The organism is Streptomyces sp. NPDC005202, from assembly GCF_040608235.1.
Classification (GTDB): Bacteria; Actinomycetota; Actinomycetes; order Streptomycetales; family Streptomycetaceae; genus Streptomyces.
This window is the reverse complement of record NZ_JBEXHW010000033.1, coordinates 1-11004: the sequence shown is the minus strand read 5'-3', so window position 1 is coordinate 11004 and position 11004 is coordinate 1. Positions and strand designations below refer to the sequence as shown.

10 protein-coding genes and 2 pseudogenes are annotated in these 11004 nt (G+C 70.4%); 5 read left to right on the top strand and 7 right to left on the bottom strand.

What is annotated here, in order from left to right; genetic code table 11:
• Positions 1-95: 95 nt before the first annotated feature.
• Both ABZV31_RS31365 and ABZV31_RS31360 read right to left on the bottom strand, forming a co-directional pair.
• Positions 96-1190 carry an NlpC/P60 family protein gene (locus ABZV31_RS31365; protein WP_355900273.1) on the bottom strand — a complete coding sequence of 365 codons (1095 nt, stop codon included), beginning with the start codon at positions 1188-1190 and terminating at the stop codon, positions 96-98.
• A gap of 221 nt (positions 1191-1411) precedes the next feature.
• Positions 1412-2224: a class I SAM-dependent methyltransferase gene (locus ABZV31_RS31360; RefSeq protein WP_355900272.1), complete on the bottom strand. Its 813-nt coding sequence runs from the start codon at positions 2222-2224 to the stop codon at positions 1412-1414.
• A 225-nt stretch (positions 2225-2449) separates the two neighbouring features.
• On the opposite strand from ABZV31_RS31360, the gene mshA reads away from it, so the two are divergent.
• The 3 genes from mshA (at position 2450) to ABZV31_RS31345 (ending at position 6126) form a co-directional block, all read left to right on the top strand.
• Complete coding sequence (mshA, locus tag ABZV31_RS31355; protein ID WP_355900271.1) at positions 2450-3787, top strand: D-inositol-3-phosphate glycosyltransferase; 1338 nt, start codon at positions 2450-2452, stop codon at positions 3785-3787.
• Positions 3780-4286 (top strand): YbjN domain-containing protein, encoded by a 507-nt coding sequence (locus tag ABZV31_RS31350; RefSeq protein WP_355900270.1) that lies wholly within the window; start codon positions 3780-3782, stop codon positions 4284-4286. Before mshA ends, ABZV31_RS31350 begins: the two co-directional genes overlap by 8 nt.
• A 124-nt stretch (positions 4287-4410) precedes the next feature.
• Complete coding sequence (locus tag ABZV31_RS31345) at positions 4411-6126, top strand: glycosyl hydrolase family 28-related protein (RefSeq protein WP_355900269.1); 1716 nt, start codon at positions 4411-4413, stop codon at positions 6124-6126.
• Here the strand turns inward: ABZV31_RS31345 and ABZV31_RS31340 are convergent.
• Positions 6105-6287, bottom strand: coding sequence for a helix-turn-helix domain-containing protein (locus ABZV31_RS31340; protein ID WP_355900339.1), 183 nt, complete (start codon positions 6285-6287; stop codon positions 6105-6107). The genes ABZV31_RS31345 and ABZV31_RS31340 overlap by 22 nt on opposite strands.
• A 61-nt stretch (positions 6288-6348) precedes the next feature.
• On the opposite strand from ABZV31_RS31340, the pseudogene ABZV31_RS31335 reads away from it, so the two are divergent.
• Positions 6349-6545: pseudogene (locus ABZV31_RS31335) on the top strand (DUF2000 family protein); the annotation flags it as partial.
• Between the two features lie 25 nt (positions 6546-6570).
• Here the strand turns inward: ABZV31_RS31335 and ABZV31_RS31330 are convergent.
• Complete coding sequence (locus ABZV31_RS31330) at positions 6571-7833, bottom strand: MFS transporter (protein ID WP_355900268.1); 1263 nt, start codon at positions 7831-7833, stop codon at positions 6571-6573.
• Between the two features lie 157 nt (positions 7834-7990).
• On the opposite strand from ABZV31_RS31330, the gene ABZV31_RS31325 reads away from it, so the two are divergent.
• Positions 7991-8752, top strand: coding sequence for a phosphoglyceromutase (locus tag ABZV31_RS31325; protein ID WP_355900267.1), 762 nt, complete (start codon positions 7991-7993; stop codon positions 8750-8752).
• Positions 8753-8837: 85 nt separating this feature from the next.
• On the opposite strand, the gene ABZV31_RS31320 is transcribed toward ABZV31_RS31325, so the two are convergent.
• From ABZV31_RS31320 to ABZV31_RS31310, 3 genes and pseudogenes are all read right to left on the bottom strand, one after another.
• Complete coding sequence (locus ABZV31_RS31320) at positions 8838-9038, bottom strand: hypothetical protein (RefSeq protein ID WP_355900266.1); 201 nt, start codon at positions 9036-9038, stop codon at positions 8838-8840.
• 384 nt (positions 9039-9422) lie between these two features.
• Entirely contained in the window at positions 9423-9572 is a 150-nt protein-coding gene (locus ABZV31_RS31315) for a hypothetical protein (protein ID WP_355900265.1), read from the bottom strand.
• Between the two features lie 18 nt (positions 9573-9590).
• Positions 9591-10818, bottom strand: a pseudogene (locus ABZV31_RS31310) (site-specific integrase).
• Positions 10819-11004: the final 186 nt, after the last annotated feature.

Sequence of the window (11004 nt, the reverse complement as noted above, 5' to 3'; positions counted from 1 at the left end):
ACGTCGGCCGTCAGCAGGTGTGCTCCGTCCGCCGTCCGCCGTCAGCAGGTGTGCTCCGTCCGCCGCCGCCATCAGCAGGTGCCCGTCGTCCGCCGTCAGCCGGCGTCCGGCCGTACGACCCCCAGGATCGGCATCGACCCGGCCCCCGCGAGCGTGACCGTCCGCCCTGGCCGCGGGGCGTGCACGATCGCGCCGTCGCCGACGTACATCGCGACATGGCTGGCGTCGTCGAAGTAGATGATCAGGTCGCCGGGGCGCACGTCCTTGACGTCCACATGCTTGAGCTGCTTCCACTGCTCCTGCGAGGTGCGCGGGACGGGGTGTCCGGCCGCCGCCCAGGCCTGTGAGGTCAGCCCGGAGCAGTCGTACGTCTTCGGCCCCTCGGCGCCCCACTCGTACGGCTTGCCGATCTGGGCCGTGGCGAACTCCACCGCCTTCCTGCCCGCCTCGGACGCCTTGCTGCGGATCTCCTTGAGGACGCCCGTGTCGAGCCAGGCCGTCTGCGCCTTGAGTGCGGCCTCCTGCTCCAGCTGGGCGAGGCGCTCCTGCTGCCGCTTCTCCAGCCTGGACTGGAGTTTCTCGGCCGCCGCGATCCGCTGCTGGATCTTCTTCTTCGCCGCGGCCTTGGCCTTGCGGTTGGCCTCCAGCTTCTGCCACCGGTCGGAGGCGTCCTTCGCGTACTGCTTCAAGTCCTGCTGGGTGCGGGTCATTTCCCCGATCAGACCCTTGGTCGCCCGCTCGCCCTCCAGGACCCGGCCCGCGCCGTCGAGGAAGTTCTGCGGGTCCTCGCTCAGCATCAGCTGCGCCTCGGGCGGCAGCCCGCCGCCGCGGTACTGGGCGCGGGCCGCGGCGCCGGCGCGGTCCTTCAAGTCGTCCAGTTTCTGCTGTCCCTTGACGATCTTCCGGGCCAGATCGACGATCTCGGCCGACTGCTTCTTCGCCTTCTCCTCGGCGGCGTTGTAGGCGTCGGTGGCGACGGCCGCGTCGTGGTAGAGCTTGTCCAGCTTGGCGCGGACGGCCTCGAGGTCCTTGTCCGGCGGGAGCGTCGGAGAGGCGGTGGGGGAGGCGGAGGGTGACGGAGTCGGGGCGGGCCTCGCGCTCGCCAGCGCCGTGCCGGGCGCTCCCAGCACGGTGACCGCGCAGACCACGGTCACGGCCGCCGCGAGCACACTGTGCTTACCCCGTCCCATACTCAGCCCCCAACCTGATTTACAGTCAGTAACTTACGGTCGCCTGGGGATCGTGCCACGCCTCGACGCAAAGCGACAGAGGCGCGAGCGGCGGTTCGCGGTCGGGGCCCGAACGGACGAACACTCCCCTCCCCCCTTCCGGCCCCTCCCATGACGATCTCCCCGCCTGTGTGACGAACGACTCACAAAGATCGTTCCCCGCAGGTCAGGAGGGGGCGGCATCAGTTGCGCGGCGCCAACGCCTGCCAGGACACCGTGACTTCACCCTGCCGCCACCTCGCGGGCCCGTCCGTCACCGGCCAGTCGGCCGCGAGGTCGCGCACCGCGCGGATCCAGCGCTGGCGGGCGCCGTAGGAGGCGTAGGGCGCGGCGGCCGCCCAGGCGCGGTCGAAGTCGCGCAGGAAGGCGTGCACGGCCTCGCCGGGGACATTGCGGTGGATGAGCGCCTTCGGCAGGCGTTCGGCGAGGTCGGAGGGGCGGTCCAGGGAGCCGAGGCGGGTGGCGAAGGTGACCGTGCGGGGACCCTCCGGGCCGAGCGCGACCCACACGTGCCGCCGGCCGATCTCGTCGCAGGTGCCCTCGACGAGCAGGCCCCCGCGCGAGTGCCCGTCCGCCGGGGCGAGCCGCGCGCACAGCCGCTCCCAGACGGCGGCGACCTCGGCCTCGTCGTACTGCCGCAGCACGTTCGCCGCGCGGATGAGGTGCGGCCGTTGGGGGACCGGGACCTCGAAGCCGCCGTGCCGGAAGACGAGTCCGTCGCGTTCGTACGGCTTCGCCGCTGCGACCCGGGCCGGCTCGATCTCGACGCCCACCACGCGCGCGCGGGGGGCGGCGGTACGGAGGCGGTGCAGCAGCTCGACCGCGGTCCACGGGGCGGCGCCGTACCCGAGGTCGACGGCCACCGGATCGGCGGCCCGGCGCAGCTCGGCGCCGTGCGTGGCCGCGATCCAGCGGTCCATGCGCCGCAGTCGGTTCGGATTGGTCGTCCCGCGCGTCACCGTTCCCACGGGGCGGGTCGCTGCGCGGGATGTCATGGATCAGAGGGTATGCGGGCACCCGGTACCGGCCGCACGGCACGCACCGCACGCGGCACGCACCCCACCATCGAACGGTTGAGCGCATCGAACGGTTGAGCGAGGTCCGGTAATGATTGGGCAAAGACCCCCGCACCGGAAATGGCCCCACCCCCTCCGGCGTTACCCCCTGCAGGGTGCTCTGCGCCCAGCGACCGGCATGCCCGCAGCGAGGAGGAACGCCACGTGAGCCAGTACGTCAGCAGGCTCGGGCGTCGCTCCCCGGCGGCTCCCCCGCTGCTCAGGCTGCACCGTCGGCCGCGCCGCGTCGCCATGCTCTCCGTGCACACCTCACCGCTCCACCAGCCCGGCACGGGCGACGCCGGCGGCATGAACGTCTACATCGTGGAGCTGGCGCAGCGCCTCGCCGCGATCAACATCGAGGTGGAGATCTTCACGCGGGCCACCGCCGGCGGCCTCCCGCCCTGCGTCGAGCTCGCTCCAGGCGTCCTCGTCCGGCACGTCGACGCGGGCCCCTACGAGGGCCTCGCCAAGGAGGACCTCCCGGCCCAGCTGTGCGCCTTCACGCACGGCGTGATGCAGGCCTGGGCCGGCCACCGCCCCGGCTACTACGACCTCGTGCACTCCCACTACTGGCTCTCCGGCCACGTCGGCTGGCTCGCCGCCCAGCGCTGGGGCGTCCCCCTGGTGCACGCCATGCACACCATGGCCAAGGTCAAGAACGCCAACCTGGCCGACGGCGACACCCCCGAGCCCGCCGCCCGCGTCATCGGTGAGACCCAGATCGTCGCGGCCGCCGACCGGCTGATCGCCAACACCGCCGAGGAGGCCGACGAGCTCGTCCGGTACTACGCCGCCGACCCCGGCAAGGTCGCCGTCGTGCACCCCGGGGTGAACCTCGGCCGCTTCCGTCCCGGTGACGGCCGCGCCGCCGCCCGCGCCCGCCTCGGCCTGCCGCAGGACGCCCTCGTCCCGCTCTTCGCCGGCCGTATCCAGCCCCTGAAGGCCCCCGACGTGCTGCTGAGGGCCGTCGGGGTCCTCCTCGACGAGCGGCCCGAGCTGCGCTCCCGCATCGTCGTGCCCGTAGTGGGCGGACCCAGCGGCAGCGGCCTCGCCAGGCCCGAGGGGCTGCAGAAGCTGGCGGCACGGCTCGGCATCGCCGATGTCGTACGGTTCCGGCCGCCGGTCGGGCAGGACCAGCTCGCGGACTGGTTCCGGGCCGCCTCCGTGCTGGTCATGCCGTCCTACAGCGAGTCCTTCGGCCTGGTCGCGATAGAGGCCCAGGCGGCCGGCACGCCGGTGCTCGCGGCCGCGGTCGGCGGCCTGCCGGTGGCCGTGCGGGACGGGGAGACGGGGTTCCTGGTGCAGGGGCACAACCCGGCCGACTACGCGCGCGTCCTGCGGGCCTTCGCCGACAACCCCGAGCTGCCGGCCCGGATGGGCGCGGCCGCCGCCCGGCACGCCCAGTCCTTCGGCTGGGACACCGCGGCCGCGGCCACGGCCGACGTGTACACGGCCGCGTTGCAGGCCCATCGGCGTCGCGTACGCTCCCACCATGGGTGAGGCAGAGCAGCAGCGCGCGATGCAGGTCATCGAGGGTGTCCTGAAGGAAGCCGAACTGGAGTGGGAGAGCCCGGAGCCCGGCAACTACGTCGTGAAGCTTCCCGGCACCCGCAAACTGTCGACCACCCTGTCGATGATCGTCGGCAGGCACTCGCTCTCCCTGAACGCCTTCGTGATCCGCCACCCCGACGAGAACGAGGCCGGCGTCCACCGCTGGCTGCTGGAGCGCAACCTCAAGCTGTACGGCGTGAGTTACGCCGTCGACCAGCACGGCGACGTCTACGTCACCGGACGGCTGCCGCTGGCCGCCGTGACCGCGGAGGAGACCGACCGGCTGCTCGGGCAGGTCCTCGAGGCCGCCGACGGCAGCTTCAACACCCTTCTGGAGCTCGGTTTCGCCTCCGCGATCCGCAAGGAGTACGCCTGGCGCGTGGCGCGCGGCGAGTCCACGCGGAACCTGGAGGCGTTCACGCATCTGACCAACCGGTCCTCCGACTGACCTCAGCTCCCCGCCGGATTACGTCACGCCCGACCCCTTTCCCCGCCCCGGGGCTCCGTGGCATGCTCACCGCCGACGCAGATCTGAACGTCGTTCATATCCATGAAAAGTCCCTGAAGGTGACATGGAAGGGCGGGCGGACATGGACCACGCGCACACGGGCGGCAGGGGCACGGGCATCAGCAGACGGCTCCTGCTCGGCAGCGCCATCGCCGTGGCGGCCGGCGCCGCGACCGGCGGCACGGCGGCGGCCGCCGCCCCATCCGGTGCCCCTGCCGGCCAGGTTCCCCTCCTGTGGCGGGAGTTCGTCCGCACCCCCTTCACCCATCCGCAGATCCCGTACGTCGGCCGGGCCGGTTGCCGCGGCGGGGCGGTGCGCTTCCCCCGCCGCCCCGTCGTGGCCGACGTGACGCGCTACGGCGCCGTGGCGGACGGCACCACCGACTGCGCCCCCGCGATCAACCGTGCCATCGCTGCTGCCGGACGGGCCGGTGGTGGCACGGTTCTCATCCCGCCCGGCACCTTCCGCATCGACGGCCTGATCCGCATCGGGCACTCGGGCGTCGTGCTGCGGGGCGCCGGCAGCGGCCGCACGAAGCTGTACGCGACGAAGAACCTCACCGAACTGATCGGCGTGTACGGCTCCCGCTACGGCGGCGACAAGTCGTCCTGGTCCTGGGCCGGAGGCCTCATCTGGCTGGCGCCCGAGGCCCGTTGGGACTCACTCGTCGCCGCCATCAAGGCCAAGGCGTGGCCCTTCGAGGGCTGGACCGGCAACAAGCGCGACGAATGGACGACGCTGACGACGGTGGAACCGGCGAAGCAGGGCTCCTGGACCGTGACCGTCGCCGACGCGTCCGGGCTGCGGCCCGGCCGGCTGGTCCTGCTCCGCCTCGCCGACGACGCCGGGCACACGCTCCTGGAGCACATGGCGGGTGGCGGTCCCGGCCCGGAGGCGTACTACTGGGACGACAAGACCAAGCTGACCTCGTACGTCCCCTACGAGTGGCCGGTCCGCATCGCGCACGTCCGCGGCCGAAAGGTCACCCTGGAACGCCCGCTCCCCCTCGACGTACGCCCGGAATGGGACCCGCGACTGACCACGCACGTGCCGGAACTGACGGGCTCGGGCGTGGAGGGCCTGACCCTGGAGGCGGTGGAGACCCCGCAGTCCCCGCACCTCCTCGACAAGGGCTACAACGGCGTGGTCCTCCAGTGCGCCTACGACTGCTGGGTGGACGATGTGACGGTCCGCCACGTCGACAACGGCTTCGGCCTGGTGGCGGCCTCCTCCTGCACCCTGCGCGGCACGCGCGTGGCGGGCCGGGGCTCCCACCACCCGTACTTCTGCCGCGAGGGCTCGCACGACAACCTCATCGAGGACTTCACGATCGAACAGCGCACGGTCCCGGCACCGCCGAACACCCAGCTCCACGGCATCAACGTCGAGGGCCTGTCCTCCTACAACGTCTGGTCGCGCGGCGAGATGCAGATGGGCACCTTCGACAGCCACCGCGGCCTGCCCTTCGCCAACGTCCGCACCGACATCACCGTCGACAACAACGGCCGCCACGGCGGTGACGCGAGCGCGGGACCGCTGTTCGGCGCCCGCTTCACCCACTGGAACATCCGCGTCACCAACGGCCGCGCCGGCCTGATGAAGATCGACGACCTGGCCCCCTACAGCGCGACGGTCGGCCTCAACGAGGTCACGGAGTTCGACCAGGTCGACGTCCCCGACTTCACCGGTGACCTGCACTCCCGCCTGGAGCTCTACGGCACGGCAAACGTCGTACGACCGCGGAACCTGCACGAGGCTCAGCGGCAGCTGATGCGGTAGCGGCCCGGTGTCACGCCCACCAACTTCCTGAAGTGCCACGTCAGATGGGCCTGGTCGCAGAAGCCGGTCGCGGTGGCCACCTCGGCCGGCCTGAGGCCCACCAGCAGCAGGCGGCGGGCGCGGTCGACGCGGCGGGACATCAGGTACTGATGCGGGGCGATCCCGTACGCGCCGCTGAACGCCCGTACCAGGTGGGCGGGATGGGCGTGGACCAGCCGGGCGGCCTCGTCGAGGGTGATGCCCTCCAGCAGCCCCGGGCCGTCTTCACGTCCGACCTCTTCACCACGGGCAACGACCGCGACAACCGCGCGGCGGTACGGGCCGTACGGACGGGCGACCTGGACCTGGTGGGGCTCGCGGTGTACGGGCCGAGGAACGCGGTGGACAAGGTGCTGAAGGGCGCGCGGATGCATCCGTGAGGGGCACCGGCAGGGGACCCGGAGGTCAGGCCGCGCTGACCTCCGGCTCGGCGCCCATCGGCGTGTCGTCGGGCTTCGGCTGCTCCTGCGGCAGGCGCCGCATCAGCGCCCCGTACCCGACCGCCGCGGCCGTACCGACGCCCGCGCACAGCCCCCACAGCCACGCCCCGCCGAGGTGGTCGATGACGGCGCCGGACATCAGCGGGGCGACGAGGGCGGCCACGGACCAGGACAGGGTGTACACGCCCTGGTAGCGCCCGCGCCCCTGCACCGGCGACAGCCGCACGACCAGGCCGGTCTGCGTCGGCGCGTTGACCATCTCGCCGAGGGTCCAGACGCAGACCGTGAGGGCGAAGACGCCGACCGATCCGGCGAAGGCGGTGAGCCCGAAGCCGTATCCGGCGAGGAGGGAGGAGACGATCAGCAGCCGCCGCGGGTCGCGGTGCTCGATGAAGCGGGTGACCGGGATCTGGAGGGCGACGATCAGGACGCCGTTGACGGCGATCGCCATGCCGTAGTCGGCGGGCGTGAACCCGGCCTCACCCATGGCGACCGGCAGACCCACGGACCCCTGCTGGAAGATCAGCGCGACGAGGAAGGACAACCCGACGACGCCCATGAAGCGGCCGTCGCGGAGCACGGTCCCGAGTCCGACGGCGTCGCCCTTGGCCTCGTGGCCGCCCGACGGGCCGTCCGGCCGGGACTCGGGCAGCTTCAGGAAGACGACGACCGCGCAGACCATGGTCATCCCCGCCTCGATGAGGAAGCCGGCGAGGTAGCTGAACTCGGCGATGAAGCCCGCGGCCACGGAGGAGACGGCGAAGCCGAGGTTGATCGCCCAGTAGTTGAGCGAGAAGGCCCGGACACGGTCCTCGGGCCGCACGATGTCGGCCATCATCGCCTGCACGGCCGGCCGGGAGGCGTTGCTCGCCATGCCGACGAGGAAGGCGACGACGGCGATGGCGACGGGATCGCGCACGAACCCGAGCAGCGCGACGGACACCGCGGTGGACGACTGGGCGACCAGCAGGGTCGGCCGCCGCCCGAGCCGGTCGGCCATCACGCCGGCGCCGAGGGAGGAGACGACACCGCCGAGCCCGTGCAGGGAGGCGACCAGACCGGCGTACGAGGCGGAGTAGCCGCGGTCCAGGGTCAGGTACAGCGCCATGAAGGTGGCGACGAAGGCCCCCAGCCGGTTGACGAGGGTGCTGGTCCACAGCCACCAGAACTCGCGGGGGAGCCCGGAGACGGTTTCCCGGGCGGCACGTCTGAAACCGGCGATGGACATGGGCTCGGATCCCCCCACAGGTGTAAGCGGCTCATGCGGTGAGCACAACTTACGGGGAGAGGGTTGGGAGGGGCCACTCGATTAACAGATGCCGTCAACTGTCCGCCTGCCGGGCGTGCCACGCGAGGGCGGGAATGCGTGGATTACGCTCTGAGGCATGGCCGACGCACCGTACAAGCTGATCCTCCTCCGCCACGGCGAGAGCGAGTGGAACGCCAAGAACCTGTTTACCGGATGGGTGGACGTCAACCTCAACGAGAAGGGCGAGAAGGAGGCAGTCCGCGGCGGTGAGCTGCTGAAGGACGCCGGCCTGCTGCCCGACGTGCTCCACACGTCCGTCCAGAAGCGCGCCATCCGCACGGCGCAGCTCGCGCTGGAGGCCGCCGACCGCCACTGGATCCCGGTCCACCGCTCCTGGCGCCTGAACGAGCGCCACTACGGCGCCCTGCAGGGCAAGAACAAGGCGCAGACGCTCGAGGAGTTCGGCGAGGAGCAGTTCATGCTGTGGCGCCGCTCCTACGACGTCCCGCCGCCCCCGCTCGAGGACGACTCGGAGTTCTCCCAGGCGAGCGACCCGCGCTACGCGACGATCCCGCCGGAGCTCCGCCCGCGGACGGAGTGCCTGAAGGACGTCGTCTTCCGCATGCTCCCGTACTGGTACGACGGCATCGTCCCCGACCTCCTCGCGGGCCGGACAGTCCTCGTCGCCGCCCACGGCAACAGCCTCCGCGCCCTGGTCAAGCACCTCGACCAGATCTCGGACGCCGACATCGCCGGCCTGAACATCCCCACGGGCATCCCCCTGTACTACGAACTCGACGCCGACTTCAAGCCGGTCACCCCCGGCGGCAAGTACCTCGACCCGGAGGCAGCCGCAGCGGCGATCGAGGCGGTCAAGAACCAGGGCAAGAAGAAGTAACGCGATACCAGCGAGCCCCCGACCTGCTGATTCTTGGCGGGGCGGGGGCTTTTTGGTGGGGCTGGGCCGCCCCTGGGCCGTCAGGCTAGACGAGGCGGACCGTCACGCGGATGGACACCGCGAACGCCAGCGGCAGCACGATGGCAGGGTGGGCCCCGGACCACAGGCTCAGCCCCGCCCCGCCGCCTCCGATGAGGCCGAACGGAAGTTCCCGGGGGACGAGGTCGATGCGCAGGCTGCGCCGTGGCACCATGGACTTCTCCATGCGGTTCATGAATTCTCCCATGCTACGGGTAATGATTGTGCCGAATGGAGAGGAGAGGTCGCCCTGGCGTGGGCGGCCTCTCCGCTATTTCGGTGGCAGGAACTTACCTGTTGTGCTTGGGAATTCACAAATCCGCAGCTAAAGCGTGATGCCTATGCCCCACATCCGGCCCGGTGGTGTGTGGGAGCCCGTAGTAACTCTGCATAGGCCGCCCTCGCCGGGATGGGTAAGGGTAGCCTTGCTGGGGGTGGGTAAAAAACCATGAAACCGTTGATCCGTTGAAGCGGGTTTCCGTTGATCCATTGAGTCGTCTCACTTTGACCGGTGCATACTGTGAGCGGCTCCGGTCCCGGCGGGTCGTCACTACGCCGGAGCCGCCGATCTGCCTGGAAGTGAGGATGGCCGTCAGTTAGCGGCCAGCGAAGCTCCATCGAGCACTAATGCTGCTGCAACCAATGCCGAAACTAATGCCGAAACTAATGCCGAAACTAATGCTGCAACTAATGCCGAAACTAATGCTGCAGCTAGTTCTGCAACTAATGCTGCAGCGCGCATGTTGGTGGGTGGGGGCGTTCACTGAGCCTGGTAGATGGCAGCTACGGCCTTGCGGGTGCGTTGCTGACTGGACGGCATGAGGTGCGCGTACACCTGCAGTGTCAGATCCGGGTCAGAGTGACCGAGGTACTCCGCTAGGGCCTTGATGTTCTCCCCGGCGTCCAGGAGCACCGAGGCATAGAAGTGCCGTAGCGCGTGCATCCCGTTCTCGCGGGACTCGGCGTACGGCTCGCCCGGCTTCCGTTCAGGGATCACGCCGGCTGAGGCGAGTGCCCGCTTCCACGCCTCCTCGTTGAGCGACGTACGCCAGACATGACCCCCACGCGGGCCGGTGAAGATCAGCCGCTTGGTCACTGGGGGGGCCGTCCGCGACCTTCCAAGGCAACGTGATCTCGCCCGGCGGGAACTCCTTCATGTGCGCCCGGAGGGCGTCAGCGACCGGCCCGGGGAGCGGGACGTCCCGCAGCTTGCCGCCCTTCGGCGGAGCGAACACGGCCTTGCTGCGGCTCAGCTTGAGCTGCTGGACCACGTGAAGCGTGTCCGACTCGAAGTCGATCGCGTCGACGGCGACCCCAAGAATCTCGCCCTGCCGGAGCCCGCAGCCACCGCCGAGATCGACCATCGTCCGGAAGCGCTCGGGCATGGCGGCCCGAACAGCGAAGACCCGTTCCGGCGTCCACGGCGTGACGCGCTTGGTGTCCACAGTCGGCGGCCGGACCGAGCGAGCCGCGCACGGGTTGCGGGGGAGATGCCCGTCATCCACGGCCGCGCTCAACGCAGCACGCACATTGGAGTAGATCGTCCGGGCATACGAGCCGCGAATGCCGTTCTCCTGGAGCTGCCGCACCCAGTCGCGGATGTGCGCAGGCTGGAAGGAACCGAGCGGACGCGTACCGAGGTATGGGAAGGCGTGCAGCCGGAGCTGCGACTCCATCGAGGCCTGAGTGTTCGGGTCCGCGCCCTGTGTCCCTACCCAGCGTTCGGTGTACTGCTGGAAGGTGATCCGGGCCGCGCGCGGGTCGATGTACTGCCCGCGCGCCATGTCCGCCTCGATGTGGGCGAGCCACTGATCGGCAAGCCGCTTCTGCCGGTCGGGAAAGCTCTTGGCCTTCTCCGTACCGTCCGGGCCGACGTACCGCGCCCGGTAGCGAAGCCCGGAACCATAACGGTCGCTCTTGACCTTGCGGACCTTGCCGTCTGGACCCGTTTCGCTCTTGTACCAGCGGTCTTGGACGTGTCCGGCCATCAGGCAACAGCCCCTTCCATCCAGGGCTTCGGCGTAGTCGCTTGACGTCCGGTTCGTGATGATCTGCCAGCTCGGCGGGGGTTTGGGGAATGTGACAGGCACGGCTTCCAAGATCATGGAGTTCTCTACGCCCCGTGATCCGAGTGGAAGACCGTGCCTGCCGACGCATCATCGCCGATCCCGCCC

Bases quoted from the DNA above. Each gene is read 5' to 3' on its own strand.
- ABZV31_RS31365 (WP_355900273.1), bottom strand. From the start codon at position 1,190: ATGGGACGGGGTAAGCACAGTGTGCTCGCGGCGGCCGTGACCGTGGTC.
- ABZV31_RS31360 (WP_355900272.1), bottom strand. From the start codon at position 2,224: ATGACATCCCGCGCAGCGACCCGCCCCGTGGGAACGGTGACGCGCGGG.
- ABZV31_RS31350 (WP_355900270.1), top strand. From the start codon at position 3,780: ATGGGTGAGGCAGAGCAGCAGCGCGCGATGCAGGTCATCGAGGGTGTC.
- ABZV31_RS31345 (WP_355900269.1), top strand. From the start codon at position 4,411: ATGGAAGGGCGGGCGGACATGGACCACGCGCACACGGGCGGCAGGGGC.
- ABZV31_RS31330 (WP_355900268.1), bottom strand. From the start codon at position 7,833: ATGTCCATCGCCGGTTTCAGACGTGCCGCCCGGGAAACCGTCTCCGGG.
- ABZV31_RS31325 (WP_355900267.1), top strand. From the start codon at position 7,991: ATGGCCGACGCACCGTACAAGCTGATCCTCCTCCGCCACGGCGAGAGC.
- ABZV31_RS31320 (WP_355900266.1), bottom strand. From the start codon at position 9,038: ATGGGAGAATTCATGAACCGCATGGAGAAGTCCATGGTGCCACGGCGC.
- ABZV31_RS31315 (WP_355900265.1), bottom strand. From the start codon at position 9,572: ATGCGCGCTGCAGCATTAGTTGCAGAACTAGCTGCAGCATTAGTTTCG.